Source organism: Hymenobacter coalescens, from assembly GCF_054783195.1.
This window is the reverse complement of record NZ_BAAGRA010000007.1, coordinates 187,175-202,321: the sequence shown is the minus strand read 5'-3', so window position 1 is coordinate 202,321 and position 15,147 is coordinate 187,175. Positions and strand designations below refer to the sequence as shown.

The following is a 15,147-nucleotide window of genomic DNA, read 5'->3' as shown; positions in this document are numbered from 1 at the left end:
TCTGCCGCCAAAATTCGTAGTTGAAAGCTCTCCTCTTGGCTCTTTTTTGACTTATATGAAGAAGTTTTTACCCGTTACCTCGTTGATTGGGTTGCTTTGGCTACTGCCCTTGCTGGTGCTTGCCAGCAAGGTTGGCCCGGCCGACTCGCCCCTGGGCGGCCAGTGGCGCGGCGACCTGAAGGTGCCCGGCGGCAGTTGGGAGCTGGTCGTTACCATCGTGCCGCTCAGCAACGGTACGCTCTACGCCACGCTGGACGTGCCCAAGCAGAAAATCAGCCGCATGCCGATCAAAATCACGGTCAAGGGCGTCGACGTGACCATGCGCATCGAGGAAGCGGCGAGCCGTTTTAACGGGAAGCTTTCGGCCGACGGCAAGAAGATGCACGGCACCTGGACGCAGCCCGCCCTGACTTCGGCGCTGGTGCTGGAGCGTTCCGCCGGGTCGCTGCTCAACGCGGCGACGTTCAAACCGTCGCTGCCGTACCGCGAGGAGGAAGTGGTGGTTCCCAACAAAGTGGCCAAGCTGCGCCTGACGGGCACGCTCACCATGCCCCAGGGCAAGGGCCCCTTCCCGGCCGTGGTGCTGATTTCCGACTCTGGCCCGCAGGACCGCAACTCAGTGGTCGACAACTACCGCATGTTTAACATCCTGGCCGACTACCTGACCCGCCGCGGTGTGGCCGTGCTCCGCTACGACGACCGCGGCGTGGGCAAGTCCACCGGCAACTACCACCAGGCCACCACGGCCGACCTGGTATCGGACGCGCAGGCCGCCATGGGCTTTCTGCGGGCGCACTACAAGGTGAACAAAACCCAGGTGGGCATGGTGGGCCACGGCGAAGGCGCCAACGTAGCCCTGCTGGCCGCCGCCGACAAGAACCCGCCCAGCTTCCTGATTTCCCTGGCCGGCTACGGCCTCTCGGGCCCGGAGGTGCTGAAGCGGCAGCAGGTGGAAATCATGCGCCTGATCGGGGCCAACACCCAGCAGGTGACTTCGGCCCTGCAACTGCACGAGCGCATGCTCGACATCATCCGCCAGACGCCCAACAACGACCTGGCCCGCGCCAAGGTGTCGGCCATGCTACGCATGTCCAACGCCGACATCGACTTCTCCATGGTGCAGGCCCGCGCCAACCAGCTCATCTCGCCCTGGTACCGCTACTTCATCGACTTCAACCCCCAGCACAAGCTGGGCCAGGTAAAGTGCCCCGTGCTGGCCCTGAACGGCGCGGCCGACCTGCTGGTGCCGGCCAGCAAGAATCTGCCGATGCTGCAGAAAGGCCTGAAGGCCAGCGGCAACAAAAAGATAGAAACCTACAAGCTGCCCGGCGTCAACCACTGGTTCCAGGCGGAACAGGCGCAGTGGCCGCTGGTGAACGGGCAGATTCAGCCCACATTTTCGCCCCGCGCCCTGGTCCTGATTCACGGTTGGGTAGCGCGACACAGCGCCCCGCCGACCACGGCGCCGGTGCTGGCCAAGCCCGCCACCAAGCCCGCCCCGAAAGCCAAAGCAACCGGGAGCGTGGTTTCCCAAGCAGAACGAGCCGCCCGCTAGCGGCTCGTTTTCTTTTACGGCCTTTTCGGCCAGGGCCTGCAACGCGGGCGGTACTTTCCGGGCTCCTGCCAGAAATGAACCAAATGCCCCCGCCGGGCCCTGCTTAGATACCGATTGATTTGCCGATGACCATTCCCCGCTTGAGTTTCCACGGCCTGCTGCTGTGGGTTCTGTGCCTGCTCGCGTTGCCGGCGGCAGCGGCCCCGTCCCTGAGTGGCGACTGGCAGGGCGCGCTACGCGCCGGCGGCACCGAGGTTCCCCTGATTGTTCACCTGCGCCAGCAGCCGGACGGCGGCTACACCGGCACCCTCGACAGCCCCCGGCAGCAGGCATTCGGTTTGCCCCTGGCGGGCGTGACGGTGCGCGCCGACAGCGTGACGCTGCGCCTGAGCCAGCCGGCCGCCCGGTTCGCGGCCCGCCTTTCCGCCGATGGCCAGCAGCTCAGCGGCAGCTGGCAGCAGAACGGCCAGTCGGCCCCGCTCACCCTCGTGCGCCAAGCCGCGGGCAGCGCGGCCCCGGCCCTGCGGCGCCCGCAGGACCCCAAGCCGCCCCTGCCCTACCGCGCCGAAGACGTAACCTTCGCCAACGGCGCCGCCGGCATCCGGCTGGCCGGCACCGTCACGGTGCCGCCCGGCAAGGGCCCGTTTCCGGCCGTAGTGCTCGTGACCGGCTCGGGCCCCCAGGACCGCGACGAAACCATCTTCGGGCATCACCCTTTCCGCGTGCTGGCCGACTTTCTTACCCGCCGCGGCTTCGTGGTGCTCCGCTACGACGACCGCGGCGTGGGCCAGTCGGGCGGCAGCGCGGCCACCTACACCACCGCCGACGGGTTAACCGATGCGCAGGCGGCCCTGGCGTACCTGCGCAGCCGCGCCGAGGTGCAGGGCCGGCCGGTGGGCCTGCTGGGCCACAGCGAGGGTGCCATGATCGGGCTGCTGGCCGCCACGCAGCCGCAGCCGCCGGCCTTTCTGATTTCGCTGGCCGGGCCGGCCGTGCGCGGTCTGGAAGTGCTGATTCGCCAGAACGAGGACCTGGCCCGCGCCGCCGGCCTGCCCACCGCACAGGTAGTGGCCAACAAAGCGCTGAACCAGCAGGTGTACATGACGGTGCTCCAAACGCCCGACGACCAGCAGGCCCGTACCCACGTGGTGGGCCTGCTCCAGCAAGCCGGGCTGACGGCCGCCCAGGCCCAGCAGCAGGCGGCGTCCCTCACCTCCGCGTGGTACCGGCAGCTGCTCGCCTTCGATCCGCAGCCGCTGCTGGCGAAAGTGCAGTGCCCGGTGCTGGCCCTGAACGGGGCCAAAGACCTGCAGGTAGCCGCTGCCGTGAACCTGCCGGCCTGGGAAAAAGGCGTGCGCGCCGGCGGCAATCAGGACGTAACCACCCAGGAGCTGCCCGGGCTTAATCACCTGTTCCAAACCGCCCAAACCGGCCTGAGCGACGAATACGGGCGCATCGAGGAAACCTTCGCCCCGGCGGCGCTGGCCGTCATCGGCGACTGGCTGGCGCGCCACACCCGGCGGTAACGCCTTGCCCAAACCCGCCACGCCAACCGGCGCCCTGGACCTCCTCCGGGGCGCCGGTTGGCGTGGCGGGGGCTACCGGTCCTGGTTCAGAAGCGCAGGCCCACACTGTAGCCGTACCAGCCCAGCACTTTCGTTACGGCGTTGCCTTCGTTCAGCCACAGCTTGCGGCCCTGGCTCAGGTTGGAGTACACCCGCCCTTCGGCCGTATCGTAGCGCTGGGTCACCAGCACGCTCACCGTGGGGCCGGCCACCAAGCGCAGGTGCCCGTCGCGCCGGAACGGGGCGAAGCCGGCCAGCACGCGCAGCTGGTTATGCAGATTCAGGGCGCGGGTAATGCCCCGCTGCTCTTCGTTCACGTGCATGCCCACCGCGTCGAGGCTCAGGCTCAGGCGTCGCCGCGCCCACATATCCGTGCCGATGCCGTAGCCCACGCCCCAGCGCCGCGGGCCGCTGCCAAAGCCGTCGTAGGCGCCGGTGAAGAACGTGTAGAACGCCGCCGAGCCGCCTAGTTTCAGGGTCGCCGACACGGGCCAGGTTTCGGAATGGGTTACTTCGAGCCGGTGGTAGCCGTGCACCACGAAGTTCAGGGGAGCCAGGCTCACGCCCTGCACCGAATCGGCAATATTGAGCAAGCCGGCCACCTGCACGCCGCGCACCGTGCCCGCCACGTTGAAGAGGCCGGCAGCTTGCACACCGTTGGTGACGTTAGCCACGTTGAACAGCCCCGCCGCCTGGCCGCCGCGCATCTCCGCCAGCGACACGTTGAACAGGCCTGCGGCCTGCACGGCCGGCTTGCCGCCGGGTGCCGGGGCTTCGGCGAGCCCGCCGCTGGCGGTGCTGGCCGTGGCCTCCGCCATTACGTTCTTCTTGCGCGGCCCCACGAAGTTGAACAGGCCCGCCGTCTGGGCGCCGGCCACGGGGCGGGTAGCCACGTTCAGCAGCCCGGCCGCCTGCCAACCCGTGCCGGTGCCGCCGAGCACGTTGGCCAGCCCGGCCGCCTGAAAGCCTTCCAGGTTGCGCCCCACGATGTTGGCCAGGCCGGCTACCTGCACCCCCGATACCGTGTCGCGGTCGATGTTGAACAACCCGGCCGCCTCAAAGCCCTCCACCCCAGCCGCGTAGCCGCCCAGCACGTTGATGGAGACCTTGTTGACCGTCTGCCCGCTGCGCAAACCGTTGGAGCCTAAAGGACCCAGGAAGGATATCTGCGCCGGCTTGGTGTAGGTAGGCCGGGCCGGTTCTTCCTCCGGCTCAGCAGGCGGTGTGGCCGCTTGCTGAGCCGAATCAGCTGGCACTGCGGCTGCGCCGGGCAGCGCGGGCACCGGGCCGGCCGCCGCTTCGGAGCCAGCCGCCGGCGGGGGAGCTATCGGCGGCGTCGTGGAGGCGGTGGCGCCGGCATCCTCGGCCGGGGCAGGCGTAGCGGTGTTTGCCAGGACGGCCGTGGTTCCGCCGGTTGTAGCGGGCTTGGCTTTTGCGCTGTGGGTAGCTGCCGTGGTGACTACGCCGGCTTTGGACGCCTTACCGGCCGCCGAACTCGTCTTGCCGGCTGGCGCGGTGGCCGCGGGCTTGGCCGGGGCCTTTTTAGCGGGCGGCTGGGGTTTTGCCTTGGCTGGCACTTCTTTGGCGGCGGGCCGGTCGGCTTCGGCCGGCGGGGTAGCACGCGCCTCGGGCGCTGGCTCCGCGGGCTTTTCGATGGACGCCTTGCTTACCGTGGTCGTGGTGGCGGCCGGGGCAGGGCCGGCGAGCTTCGGGGCGGCTTTGGGCGCCGCCGGGTGCAGCACCAGCTGGTCGCCCACCAGCTCGTAGCCAATGTTCTTACCTTCCAGCACTTCGCCGAGCACGGCGCGCAGCGGCTGGTTCTGCACGCTGAGCGTCACGGGCTGGCGCAGGTTCAGGGCCGTGTTGCTGTAGGAGATGCGCACGCCGTATTGGCGCCGCAGCGTCCGCAGCACCGATTCGAGCGGCGCCTGATTGAAGGTCACCGTCACTTTGCGGTCTAGCACCGAACCGGTGCGGACCTGAGCGGCGGCGGGCTCACCGGCCAATGCGCAGAGCACGGCGGCGGCCAGGCATATGCGGTTGCGCATAGCGGTCAGGAAAAGAAAGGCAAAAGAAGGAAGTTACAGGCTGGGGCAGCCCGGTCCGTCAAGGGCATAGCCGTCGGTCGACTGGGTTACCGACAGGTTGGCCGAGAGGCTCACCACGCGCAGCACCTGGGGCAGTTCGGCCTGGTGGAAGGTGCCGGTGAAGCGGCAGTTGCCTAGCTCGGGGCGGCTGAGAGCTACGGGCGTGCCGTAGTAGCGCGAGAGCGTCGCGGCGACCTGGCCCAGCGGCTGGTTGTCGAACACCAGCTCGCCCTGCTGCCAGGCGCGGAAGTTCGGGTCGGTGATGCGGCGCTGCACGGCCACGGCGGGGGCGGCGCGGCGAATCACCCCGCGCAGGCCGGGCGTGAGCAGCACCGAGTCCTGCACGGCCACTTTGTGCCGGTCGGGGCTGAAGGCCACGCGGCCCGTCACTACCGCCACCTCCACCGAATCTTCGGTGGCATAGGCGCGCACGTTGAACGAGGTGCCGAGCACCCGCGTCCGGGTATCCCCGGCCAGCACCGTGAAGGGCCGGCCGTGGTCTTTCTTTACCTCAAAGAAGGCCTCGCCCCGCAGCTGCACCACGCGACTGTCGCCGTTGAAGTCGGCGGCGTAGCTAAGCGTGGAGTTGCGGTTGACCCACACGCGGCTGCCGTCGGGCAGGGTGGTGAGCTGGCGCTGCGCCCCGGCTGCCACGGTGACGGCCTCCACGGCCCGGGGCCGCAGGAAGGTGCGGGCCACCGCCCAGAAGCCCAGCAGCAGCAGCAGGGCCGCGGCCACGCGCAGCCACGTCTGGCTTTGGCTCCACATAGGCACCACCCGGCCGCCGGGTTCGGCCGTGGGGGGCGCGGCCGGCGTACCGCCCGTGGTCGTCTTCAGGCCGGCGGCAGTGCTAAAGCGCTGCCAGGCCCGGTCCACATCGGCCTCGGTAAACACGTCGGCCACGTTGCCGCCCCGCTCCCAGGCCCGGGTCGCGTCGGTCAGCAGGCGCAGCCGGCTGGGCGCGGCCATCAGCCAGTGGTGCAGCTCCGCCTGCTCCGCCGCCGACGCTTCGCCCGCCAAGTGCTTGGCCAGCAAGTCCCAGGGGGCGTCGGGTTCGGAGGAGAGGTGCAGCATGGCGGTGGTTGAGGCTTCAAATTGCGGAATTTCGACGGATGTAGCGCACAGCGGCGCGGCACATCTCGTGGCAGCGTGGCCGGGACCCGCCCGGCAGCCGTCCTTCCGTTGGTGTTCGGGCGGCTGCCGGGCGGGCCCCGGCCTATGGCTGAATGGTGAGGCGGGCCGAGCGCACGGCCGTGCCGGCGAAGTAACCGACGGCTTTGCGGCCGGTGGGGTTCTGGTTCACCACATTGGAGCGCACGTTGGCCGGGGGCGCGGAGAACAGGCCTACGTTGTTGATCTGGGTGTACATCTCGCTGAGGAAGTAGTAGTAATCCTGCGGAATGGCCAGCAGCTGCACGCGCACCGAGTCGCCGGGCTGCAGCGGGTCGCCGTGCAGCTCGATGTTGCCGATGTACTTGCCGTCCACCATCTCGTCGGACTGCACGATCAGGTCGTCGGGCTTGTTCTGCAGCTCGCCGTTGAGGAAGACCTTGAAGCGGTAGTAGTCGCCCACGCCGGACAGCTCAGGGCCGTTGTAGAGGGCGTAGTAGCCGTCGTCCCAGCCCGGCTCGCCGGTCTTGCGCTGCTGCACTAGCCCGTCGATGCGGGGAGTGCGCTTGATTTCGGTTTCGGCGCGGTACTCCTCCCCTTCGGCCTTGATGGTCAGCACGTAGTGGTTGCCTATTTTTCCTTGCAGGCTGCTGGTCTGGTACACGCCGGGGGCGGTTTCGCGCAGCGTTTCGGTGTGGCCCTCGTTGTCGGCCAGGGTCAGCTCGGCGCCGCGCACGGCGGGCAGCTCCTGGTCGGTGAAGTAGGCGCCGGTGCGCGTCAGCCGGATGGTGTAGGGGCCGGGCTGGTCGGTAATGGTGCCTTCCACGGCCAGCTGCGGCTCGGGTTCGGGCAGGTCGATGGGCACCACGTCGGTGCAGCTGCTCAGCAGGCCGAGCCACAACGCGGACAGCAGGTAAGTAAGTCGTTTCATAGCGCAGAAGGGCAAGGCTGTTCTTGGGAATACTCGATTTCGATGGTCAGCACGCGGCGGCCGGGGGCGGGGGCCTGCGCAAAGGCAAAGCGCAGGGACTCCGGCTGCAGGCGCCCCCCGGCCTCGTAGAAAAGCGCCAACCCGGCTTCCGTGGCCGCAACGTGCAGCCGCGTTTCAATCGTGGGGTAGTAGGTTTCCATCGGACGCAGGACGGGCGCCGGTTTGGCTTCGCACCCGGAGCGCCTGGCAGCAGAGCGGGCCATCAGAAGTTGAAGTTGTAGGAGACGGAAGGGATGACCGAGCCGAACACGGAGAGGCGCACGGCCTCGGTCCGGCGCGGGTTGTCCTCGTTCTGGCGGAAGTAGATGCCGTAGGGGTTGCGGCGGTTGTACACGTTGTACACCGAGAACACCCACTCGCTCTGCCAGCGGCGGTCGGGCTTCACGCGGTTCTTGAGCGTGGCGCCCAGATCGAGGCGGTGGTAGGCGGGCACGCGGTAGTTGTTGCGCGCGTCGCCGCCCACCACGGGCACCACCAGCCCGTCGTACACGAAGCGGGCGTTGGGGAAGGTGGTGGCCACGCCGGTGCCGTAGGCGAAGTTGGCCGAGGCAGTGAGGCGGGGCCCCAGCTGGTACATGCCCACCAGGTTCAGGCTGTGGGTCTTGTCGTACTTGTTCGGGTACCACTTGTCCCGGTTGATGCCCTCAATCTGCCGCTCCGAGCGGCTCAGCGTGTAGCTCACCCAGCCGGTGAGCTTGCCCTGGCTGCGCTTCACGAAGAACTCGGCGCCGTAGGCCCGGCCCTTGCCGTAGAGCAGCTCGCCCTCCAGGTTCTTGTTGAGCAGGGTGTTGGCCCCGTTCACGTAGTCAATCTGGTTGTCCATGGTCTTGCCGAATACTTCCACCGAGGCCTCGTAGGCGTTGTCGCGGAAGTTGCGGAAGTAGCCCAGGGCCACCTGGTCGCCGCGCTCGGGGCGGATGTTATTGGTGGTGGGCGTCCACACGTCCAGCGGCGAGGCGGCGGTCGTGTTTGAAATCAGGTGCACGTACTGGGCCGTGCGGTTGTAGCTGGCTTTCAGCGAGCTGCTCAGGTTCAGCGTGTAGCGCAGCGAGGCGCGCGGCTCCAGGTTGGCGTAGCGCTTGATCAACTCCCCATCCTTATACACGCGGGTGTTGACCGGCAGCTTGCGTTGGCCCACGGCGCCCTGGTAATCGGAAATGGCCGTGCCCGAGCCCAGGAAGTCGAAGACCGACACGCGCAGGCCGTACTGCAGCTGCAGGCGCGGGCCCAGGGTCTGCTCGTTGTCGAGGTAGGCGGCGTACTCGCCGGCCTGCTGCTCGTCCACCTTCAGGTCCACGAAGATGGACTCGGGGTTGAGCGGCTTCACCGTGCCGGGCCGAAAGCGGTAGCGCGTGCCGGTGAGGCCGGCCGAGAGCGTGTTGTGCTCGTTGAGCTGGTAGGTGAAGTCGGCCTTGCCGGTGTAGTTACGGATGTTGGACGTCCACTCGAAGGCCTGCGTCCCGTTGGGCACGCCCAGGCCGTAGTCGTACTGGGCCACCACGCCGGCAAAGGAGCCGAACAGCCGCGGCGAGAACTGGTGCGTCCAGCGGGCGGTGGCGCCCATGTTGCCCCAGTCGTTCTTGAACACGTCGGCGAAGTTGAACACGTCGCGGCCGCGGTAGCCGGTGACGGTGAGCTGGTCGCGGGCGCTCAGGCGGTGGCTGAGCTTCAGGTTCAGGTCGTAGAAGTACGCCTGGTTTTTGCGCTGCTCGGGCACCAGCTTCAGAAACAGGTCGCCGTAGGAGCGGCGCGCGGCCAGGGCCACCGAAGTACGGTCCTTGATCAGCGGGGCCTCCACGGCGAGGCGCGAGGAAATTAGGCCCACGCCGCCGTTCACGCGCAGCCGCTCGGCCTGGCGCCCGTCGCGCATCCGCACGTCGAGCAAGGAGGCGAGGCGCCCGCCGTAGCGGGCCGGGATGCCGCCCTTGTAGAGCGTCATGTCCTGCACCGCGTCGGGGTTGAAGGCCGAGAAGAAGCCGAACAGGTGCGACACGTTGTAGACGGGCATCTCGTCCATCAGCACCAGGTTCTGGTCGACGCCGCCGCCGCGCACGTTGAAGCCGGAGGCGCCCTCCCCCACCGTCGTCACGCCGGGCAGCAGCTGAATGCTGCGCACCACGTCCACCTCGCCCAGCAGGGCGGGCATCAGCTTCACGGTTTTCATGTCGAGGCGGTTGACGCTCATTTCGGGCTTCTTCACGTTGTCTTCGGCCCGCAGGCCCGACACGACGACCTCCTGGGTCTGGTGCGTCTGCGCCTTGAGGGTCACGCCGCGGGTCGTATTCCCCTCCAGCGTCAGCGTCACTTGCTGGGGCTCGTAGCCGAGAATCTGGTACGTGACGGTGTGGGTGCCCTTGGGCAGCGGCAGCGCGTAGTGGCCGTTCTCGTCGGTGCTGGTGCCCAGGCCCAGAGCCTTGACGAACACGCTGGCCCCGATGAGGGCCTCGCCGGTGGTCGCGTCGCGCAGGGTGCCGCTGAGCGTGGCCTGGCCAGCCGGGGTAGTCTGCGCCCAGGCCGGCCCGGCCGCCAGCAGCAGGCTCGCCGCCAGCGTCCGGTGAATCAGGTTTTTCATGTTTGTTTTCAGAGCAGTCCGGGCGCGGCCGACGAGCAGAAGCCGGCCGCGCCCGGACGGTGGTTGGAATAAGGAGCGGAGGCTGTGTGTGCGTTAAGCAGCTTTTGCGTTCAGCAGAGACGCCGTCCGGCTGGAGGGAGGGGCCATAGGCCCCGCTACGGTTGGCCCGCGGGGTGTTATCAAATCGTTGCCAACCTGACCTTCTGAACTCTTAGCCTGTTGTTAGTTGCCCGTCAGCACTTTGCCCGAGCCGCTGATGCGGGTAGTCACCGTGGGCGTGCCGCGGTAGTACACCGTGCCCGAGCCGCTGATTTCGGCCGAGAGCGTGCGGGCGGCCCGCACGTAGGCTTTGCCCGAGCCCGAAATGCTGGCGTAGGTATCCTGGGTGCTCAGGTCGTAGGCCGACACCTTGCCCGAGCCGGAGATGTTGATGGTGTTGCTGGCGGCTGTGCCGCCGAGCTTTACTTCGCCCGAGCCCGACACGTTGGTGCGCAGCCCGTCGACGGCCGTCACGTTTATGTCGGCCTCGCCGGAGCCCGACACGGCTACGCGGAACGAAGCGGCCGACCAGGGCGTGGCCGTGCGCATCTTCCCCGAGCCGGACACTTCCACCTCGGAAAGCGAAGGCGTGGTGATGTACACCTTGATGGGGTCGTGGCCCACCACGCGGGCGTGGCCGTACTCGATCTGCAGCTCGTCGCCGCTCAGCTCGGTTTCGAGCACGTCGAGGATGTTGCGCTGGGCTTCGATGTGCACCTCGCGCTGCGGGCCCTGGGTCAGGATGACTTCGGCGTCGATTTTCAGCTCCACGCGGTTGAAGTTGGCCACGGCGCGCTTCTCGGTTTGGGTGGGGCCGGTGCCGCGCACCCGCGGGCCGAAGGAGTCGCCCTCGTGCGAGCAGCCGGCGGTGAGCAGCAGGGCGGGAAAGAGCAATGCGGGAAGCCAGTTGGTTTTCATAGCAGTTGTGTGGTTGGGTTATCGGTTTCTGGTGGTAAGACCCGCAGCCCCGGCCCTACCCCTACGCCCGGGCAAAAAATATTTTCACTGGATGCTTACCCCGCTGACTATCAGCACAAAATTTAGTTAGCAGCGCTAAAACAAACCGCCCGACCTACGCAGGCCGGGCGGCAGATATGGTAACCTCCGGCCAGCACGCGGAGCACTGGTGTGCCAACTGCCCGAGCATTTCAGCCTCTTCTGTTTCGTGGTAGAGCGGCTGGCTGCTGCCAGGCAGCAGGCGGGGCCGAATACACCATCGGGTCAGCGGAAAAAGCAAGCTGCGCAGGCGCTGTTGACTAACGGACAGTAGAAGCAGTGCCGCCGTTTAGTTGGCGTCGACCACCCGGCCCGAGCCGGTGGTGCGCACCGTCACGCGGGGGGTGCCTTTGTAGTACAAGGAGCCGCTGCCGGTCAGCTTTGCGTCGAGGCGGCTGCTCACGCGGGCGTAGCTGCGGCCCGAGCCGGTGGCGGTCAGGTCCAGCTCCTGGCTGCTCAGGTCGTAGGCCTGCAGCTCGCCCGAGCCGGTGAGGCGGGCGTCGTGCTGGTCGGCGCTGCCGTGCAGCGTCACCGAGCCCGAGCCGGTGATGCTGGTACGCAGGTCCTGCACCTGGCCCAGGGCCAGGTCCACGTTGCCCGAGCCGGTGTCCTCCACCTCGAAGTCCGAGGCGTTCCAGGCGACGGTGCTGCGGATGCTGCCGTTGGAGCTCAGGCGGGCGCCGGTCAGCGTGGGCACGGTCACCACCACGCGGATGGGCTCGTGGCTGCGCAGGTTGTAGCGGCCGGTTTCGATGCGCAACTTGCCGCCGCTCACGTCCGTATCGAGCACGTCGAGGATGTTGCGCTGGCCTTCCACGCGCACTTCCTGCTGCGCGCCCTGGGTGATGACCAATTCGGCATCGGTGGCGACTTCCACGCGGCTGAAGTTGGCCACGGCGCGGGTTTCACTGACGCTGGGGCCTTCGCCGCGCACGGTGGGGTTCAGACCGTCTTTGCCGCAGCTGCCCAGCAGCAGGGGGCTGGTCAGGGCCAGCAGGGTCAGGAGGGAGTTCGTTTTCATAGCGGGTTGAGAATGGTTGAAATCGGAAAGGGCAAGGCGCGGCCAGGCCCGGTTAAAACCGGGGCAGACAACACCAGAAAAAACGGGGAGAAACAAGCCGGCTCTGCACCGCCGGCGGAGGACCCGGCCATTGCTCGTCGGCGCCGGGCCACCAGAGCTGCACCAAAGGTATTTCAGGGGTTGTTGCGGTGCATCACACGTACATGTGGCCGCCGCGCCGCAGCCCCACCCCAAGCATGCGGCAAGCGGCGCTTACTCCGCCGCGCCGACGCGGCCGTGGCCCGAGGTGCGCACCGTCAGGGCGGGTTGGCCGCGGTAGGCCACGCGGCCGTGGTCCCGGGCTTCGGCCTGCAGCTGGCCGCTCACCCGCACGCTGGCCGAGGCGTGGTCATCGACGCTCACCTGCGCGGTCTGGGTGCTCAGATCGAAGGCCTGCACCGAAGCGTGGCCGCCGCCGTTCAGCTCGTGGCGTTGGGCGGTGCCGCTGAGCTTCGCGCTGGCGTGGTCCTTCACGGTGGTCAGCAGCTGATCCGTCTGCGCCAAGACCAGCTCGGCCACGCCGTGGTCCTTCACCCGCAGGCGAAACGTGCCCGCCTGCCAGGTAGCGGCGCTGCGCACGGCGGCGTGGTCGCCCACGGCCACCTCCGAAAGGCTCGGCACCGTCACGAAGGCCCGCACGCGTTTGGTGCTCTTACCCCTGGTCGGGCGGGTCAGGCGCAGCAGCAACTGGTCGCCGCTTACCTCGGTTTCCACGATGTCGAGGATGTTGCGCTGGGCTTCGAGGCGCAGTTCGGGCTGCGTGCCCTGCGTTAGCACCACGTCGATGTGGTCTTTGGCCTCGATGCGGCGGAAGGCGTTAACGGCGCGCGTTTCCGTTTCTACCGGGCCGGTGCCGCGCACCCAGGGACCAAATTCACCTTTGTCGCAGCTGGTGGTTAGCAACAGCACGGCCAGCAGGCCGGAAAGCAGGGTGGTTTTCATAGCAGCAGTAGGTTGTTGAGGAGCTTGTTTGGTCCTAAGACCCGCAAGCCCGCCCGTACCCCCACGCCGCGGCGAAAAATTTGTGCTTACCGCTCCAGCAGCCACAGCAGCAGCCACCAGGCGTTCAGCCCGGCGAAGAAGCCGCTGAGCTTCTCGCGCATGATGCGCAGGGCCTTGCCCATCTGGTTTTCCACCGTCTTGGGGGCCACGTCCAGGGCTTCGGCAATCTGCTGGTAGCTCAGGCCCTCCTGCCGGCTCATCAAAAACACCGCCCGGCACTGCGGCGGCAGGGCCTGCAGCGCGGCGGCCACCAGTTGCTCGGCCTCTTGCCCGTCGAGGTGCTCGGCGGTGGTGTCGCGGGCGGGTTCCGCGAGCGGCGCGTCGTCCCAGCTTACCTGCCGCTTGCGGCGATCGGCATGGCGCAGGGCCGCGTTCATGGCCGCCCGGTAGAGGTAGGCTTTGTAAGTCGTGGTGATGGTCAGCGTCTCGCGGTTGGTCCAGATGCGCGTAAACACGTCCTGCAAGAGGTCTTCGGTCACGTCGCGGTCCTGCACCACGCGGTAAATCACGTTGCCCAGCGGCCGGTAATAGCCCTTGAACAGGGCCTGCATGAACGCCTCGCCCTCTCCCGTGCGCTGCAGCTCCGCCAGGCGGACTTCAAGGGCATCAAGCGTGTCGACTTCGGACATAACGGCGGCAGTAACCTCGGCTGGCGCGGGCACGGGCCGTTTCGCGCGGCGCAAAGCTACGGAAGATACCGTTCTACCTATGTTTTATCATAGGTGGAATTGCATGACCGACGGTAGTCAGCTACTGCCACCATGCCCGCCGCCCGTAGGCCGGCTCCGCCTCTAGGCCGGTAGTTCCTCCCGCACGTCGTGCAGGCGGCGCAGGCGCGGGGCCAGGCGCGCCGTCACGGCCACCACTACCAGGGTCATCAGGCCGCCGAACACCACCGACGGCACCGTGCCCATCAGGCGGGCCATGGCGCCCGATTCAAACGCGCCGATTTCGTTGGAGGACCCGATGAAGATGTTGTTGACGGCCGATACGCGCCCCTTCATGTGCTCCGGGGTGAAGGTGTGGATGAGCGTGGAGCGCACAATCACCGACACCGAATCGAACACGCCGGTCATGAACAGCAGAAACAACGACAGCCAGAAGTTGGTCGACAGCGCAAACAGAATGGTCGCCAGTCCGAATCCCGCCACCGCCCACAGCAGCTTGCGCCCCACCCGCCGGCGCAGCGGAAAGTAGGTGAGCAGCACCGCCATCAGCACCGAACCCACGGCCGGCGCGGCCTCCAGGTGCCCCAGCCCGGCCGCACCCACTTTCAGGATGTGCACCGCAAACACCGGCAACAGCGCCACGGCCCCGCCGAAGAGCACCGCGAACATATCCAGCGCCAGTGCCGACAGCACCAGCTGGTTGCGGAAGATAAACTGCAGCCCGCTCGTAATGCTTTCCCGCAGCGTGGGCCGCTCCCCTTCCATCACCGGCAGCGCCCGCCCGCCGATGCTGCCAAACTGCAGCAGCGCCAGCGCCAACAGCCCCACAACCACCACGTAGGAGTACTCCACGCCGATGTAATGCACCAGGTAGCCGCCGAGGGCCGGCCCCAGCACCGAGGAGGCCTGCCACGTGGTGCTGTTCCAGGTAATGGCGTTCGGCAGCGCGCTCCGGTCGGGCAGCAGCTGCGGCATAAAGGAAAACAGCGCCGGCCCGAGGAACCCGCGGGCAATGCCGCTGACGAATATCACCCCGTAGAGCGGCAGCGTGTAGAACTGCTCTTTGGCCAGCAGCGGCCGCCCCGCCGGCGAGGCCAGGGCCCACAAGGCCGCCGCGCACAGCAGCAGCACCGCCACCGCCGCCACGACGATGTTCTTGCGCCGCACCGTATCGGCCACGTGCCCGGCGTACAACGACACGCCAATGCTGGGCACCGCCTCGGCCAGCCCGATAAAGCCCAGCGCGAGCGGGTCGTTGGTCAGGTGCAGGATTTGCCAGCTCACCACTAAGCCCTGGATACGAGTAGCCACCACAAAGCACACGCGGGCCGAAATCAGGCGGCGAAATTCCGGTAACCGCAGCGCGGCGTAAGGGTCGTGGGCGGGCGTACCGGAGGAAACAGTCATGAAAAGGTGGGCAAAGTGGCGCCAAAGGTACGGGCCCCGGTCCCTTGCGGATACGGGGCTTTTTGCTTATTATTGATAACTAGGCGGCTTCCACC

12 protein-coding genes are annotated in these 15,147 nt (G+C 67.5%); 2 read left to right on the top strand and 10 right to left on the bottom strand.

Going from position 1 to position 15,147, the window contains the following annotated elements; genetic code table 11:
- The first annotated feature begins 55 nt into the window (after positions 1 to 55).
- Positions 56 to 1,555: an alpha/beta hydrolase family protein gene (locus ACYVKQ_RS06470; RefSeq protein WP_460576832.1), complete on the top strand. Its 1,500-nt coding sequence runs from the start codon at positions 56 to 58 to the stop codon at positions 1,553 to 1,555.
- 125 nt (positions 1,556 to 1,680) lie between these two features.
- Complete coding sequence (locus ACYVKQ_RS06465; protein WP_460576830.1) at positions 1,681 to 3,081, top strand: alpha/beta hydrolase family protein; 1,401 nt, start codon at positions 1,681 to 1,683, stop codon at positions 3,079 to 3,081.
- A gap of 86 nt (positions 3,082 to 3,167) precedes the next feature.
- On the opposite strand, the gene ACYVKQ_RS06460 is transcribed toward ACYVKQ_RS06465, so the two are convergent.
- The 10 genes from ACYVKQ_RS06460 to ACYVKQ_RS06415 form a co-directional block, all read right to left on the bottom strand.
- The gene (locus ACYVKQ_RS06460; RefSeq protein ID WP_460576828.1) at positions 3,168 to 5,168 is read right to left on the bottom strand and encodes a DUF4974 domain-containing protein; all 2,001 of its coding nucleotides are present in this window, start codon (positions 5,166 to 5,168) and stop codon (positions 3,168 to 3,170) included.
- Between the two features lie 33 nt (positions 5,169 to 5,201).
- Positions 5,202 to 6,281, bottom strand: a complete 1,080-nt coding sequence (locus ACYVKQ_RS06455) for a FecR family protein (RefSeq protein ID WP_460576826.1) — start codon at positions 6,279 to 6,281, stop codon at positions 5,202 to 5,204.
- 142 nt (positions 6,282 to 6,423) lie between these two features.
- Positions 6,424 to 7,248, bottom strand: a complete 825-nt coding sequence (locus ACYVKQ_RS06450; protein WP_460576824.1) for a DUF4249 domain-containing protein — start codon at positions 7,246 to 7,248, stop codon at positions 6,424 to 6,426.
- A complete protein-coding gene (locus tag ACYVKQ_RS06445; RefSeq protein WP_460576822.1) occupies positions 7,245 to 7,448 on the bottom strand; it encodes a hypothetical protein in 204 nt (67 codons plus the stop codon). The genes ACYVKQ_RS06450 and ACYVKQ_RS06445 overlap by 4 nt, the downstream gene beginning before the upstream one ends.
- Positions 7,449 to 7,510: 62 nt before the next feature.
- Positions 7,511 to 9,880 carry a TonB-dependent receptor gene (locus tag ACYVKQ_RS06440; RefSeq protein WP_460576820.1) on the bottom strand — a complete coding sequence of 790 codons (2,370 nt, stop codon included), beginning with the start codon at positions 9,878 to 9,880 and terminating at the stop codon, positions 7,511 to 7,513.
- Between the two features lie 222 nt (positions 9,881 to 10,102).
- Positions 10,103 to 10,837, bottom strand: a complete 735-nt coding sequence (locus tag ACYVKQ_RS06435) for a head GIN domain-containing protein (protein WP_460576818.1) — start codon at positions 10,835 to 10,837, stop codon at positions 10,103 to 10,105.
- A gap of 367 nt (positions 10,838 to 11,204) precedes the next feature.
- The gene (locus ACYVKQ_RS06430) at positions 11,205 to 11,936 is read right to left on the bottom strand and encodes a head GIN domain-containing protein (protein WP_460576816.1); all 732 of its coding nucleotides are present in this window, start codon (positions 11,934 to 11,936) and stop codon (positions 11,205 to 11,207) included.
- A gap of 252 nt (positions 11,937 to 12,188) precedes the next feature.
- Positions 12,189 to 12,917: a head GIN domain-containing protein gene (locus tag ACYVKQ_RS06425; protein ID WP_460576814.1), complete on the bottom strand. Its 729-nt coding sequence runs from the start codon at positions 12,915 to 12,917 to the stop codon at positions 12,189 to 12,191.
- An 86-nt stretch (positions 12,918 to 13,003) separates the two neighbouring features.
- Entirely contained in the window at positions 13,004 to 13,606 is a 603-nt protein-coding gene (locus ACYVKQ_RS06420; protein WP_460576812.1) for an RNA polymerase sigma-70 factor, read from the bottom strand.
- A 162-nt stretch (positions 13,607 to 13,768) separates the two neighbouring features.
- Positions 13,769 to 15,052, bottom strand: a complete 1,284-nt coding sequence (locus tag ACYVKQ_RS06415) for an MFS transporter (RefSeq protein WP_460576810.1) — start codon at positions 15,050 to 15,052, stop codon at positions 13,769 to 13,771.
- Positions 15,053 to 15,147: the final 95 nt, after the last annotated feature.